At 49.8% G+C, this 1,968-nt stretch carries 2 protein-coding genes and 1 pseudogene; all 3 read right to left on the bottom strand.

Features of this window, described 5'->3' with window-relative positions:
• Positions 1–198: pseudogene (locus tag FD23_RS08630) on the bottom strand (C40 family peptidase); the annotation flags it as partial.
• Between the two features lie 168 nt (positions 199–366).
• Positions 367–1,413: a 2-hydroxyacid dehydrogenase gene (locus tag FD23_RS08625; protein ID WP_052933790.1), complete on the bottom strand. Its 1,047-nt coding sequence runs from the start codon at positions 1,411–1,413 to the stop codon at positions 367–369.
• Positions 1,414–1,697: 284 nt separating this feature from the next.
• Positions 1,698–1,968 (bottom strand): C40 family peptidase (locus FD23_RS08620; protein ID WP_162252828.1); only part of this gene is annotated, 271 nt, incomplete at its 5' end.

Below are 1,968 nucleotides of genomic sequence, written 5' to 3'. Positions count from 1 at the left end.
GCAGTCAAAGGCGTTAGGACCGGTTGCCCCGTAAACGTAACGCTTGCCGACTTGCTTCTTGGCCAGGGAGACGACCTTGTTCCGCTTGGTCGTCACGCTTGCTGCCTGGGCCTGGTGGCTGTTTGCCTGAACGGCGATTGGCACAACCAGGGCCAGGGCTAAGGTCAATTTTACTAAGATCTGCTTAAACTGCTTCATTACGTTGTAACTCTCTTTCTCTTTTCTCGATGCTTATATCATAGCCGATGAGTGTTACAGGAAACTTACAGACCGTTTGCAGTTTCTTTAATAAGCCTTTGCATTTTTTAACATCCTGCAATTTTTCCGTAAAAAAAGGCCCTGGCAAGGGGCCAGAACCTTAATTTATTAAGCCCGCAGCTTCTCAGATGCGGAAGTGGAGCTTTCCGGTGCAGCCACGACTTCATTGCGGGCATCAACTGCCCCCTCAGTGGCCATGTTATGGAAATTGTTAAATGACAAGGAGATCATGTCTTCCAAGGCTGGTTCAGTAAAGGATCCCATGTGCGGAGTCAAGAGCACCCGCGGGTAAAGGTCCATCAAGGACTGGACTTCCTGGTCCGGCACGTCGCTTTCACAGTCAAACTTGTGGCCCATGATCTTCTTTTCGTTGGAAACCACATCAGCGCCGTAGCCAGACAGGTGGTTACTGGAGACAGCAGCGGCGATGGCTGCTTCATCAGCCAGTTCGCCCCGGGCCGTGTTGACCAAGACTGCCCCTTCCTTCATCTTAGCGATGAATTCAGCGTTCATCAGCTTGTCGTTCTTGCCTGGGAAGTATGGCATGTGAACAGAAACGATGTCACAAGTTGCCAGCAGTTCGTCTTCACTTACAAAAGTGCAGTATTGCTTGGCTAAGTCAGATGGGAATGGGTCATAGGTATAAACTTCGGCGCCCAGAGCCTGCCACATCTTGCCTTCAACTGCCCCGATCTTGCCGGCCCCGTAGATGCCGACCTTCAAACGGTTGAATTCCGTAGCGAAGTAGTCCGGATGCATCCCAAAGTCCTGTTCATGGACATGATGGGCAGCTTCACCAACGTGTCTTGACAAAGTCAGGCCCAGGGTAAAGGCCAGGTTGGCTACTGCGTATGGGGAGTAGTTTGGCACCCGGGCAACGGAGATGCCCAAGTCCTTAGCGGCTTCCAGGTCGAAGCGGTCCACGCCGACTGACCGGGTGAAGACCCAGGAGATCCCGTAGTTCTTAAACTGTTCCAGGTTGGTCCGGTCACAGAGGCAGTTGCCCCGGACCAGGACGGCGTCGCAGTCTTCTGCTTGTACTACATTTTCCCGGTTCAAGTATTCAGGAATGAGCTTCAAGTCGTAGTCATACTTGTTCAGTTTTTCAAAATAACTTCTTTCAAGCGGCCTAACGCCGTAACACGCAATTCTCATCTTGAATACCTTCTTTTCTAGGACTTTACTTTATTTTTTCAATAATTTCCCCTATTTTATTTAATCCCCCTTCTCATTTACAACCCTTTCCTTCAACTTCTTAACTATTTAATTTTCTCCCGCCTTTCCAGGCCAGGTAAGGGCTGACATACTTTGCTTTCCGTAAATCCTTCCCTTAAAAGTCCAGCTTTTGCTTTTAATCTACAGGCCAAAAAGGCAAAGAAAAAACGCCCCTGAGGCGAGTGCCTCAAGGACGCTGATTTGATCATTTTGAAGTTTGCTAATTAGATAATCCGCTTGGCAGTTGATGGCCAGAAGTAGGAGCTCAGGTATTGCTTACGGACACCCTGGCTTGGCGTAGCGGCGTGCACGTATTGGCCGCCCCCAACGTAGATACCCACGTGGTATGGGGAAAACTTGGAACCCCAGAAGAGGAGGTCACCCTTCTTCAAGCTGGCAGTTGAAACCTTAACAGTCTTGCCTTGGTAAACTTGGCTGTAAGTAGTCCGGCTGATGTACTTGCCGATGGCGTGGCTGTAGACGTATGAAGTCAAG

This window comes from Lactobacillus delbrueckii subsp. delbrueckii DSM 20074 = JCM 1012, from assembly GCF_001433875.1.
Lineage (GTDB): Bacteria > Bacillota > Bacilli > Lactobacillales > Lactobacillaceae > Lactobacillus > Lactobacillus delbrueckii.
Note: the sequence above shows the minus strand (reverse complement) of the source record. Positions and strands in the feature narration are given on the sequence as shown.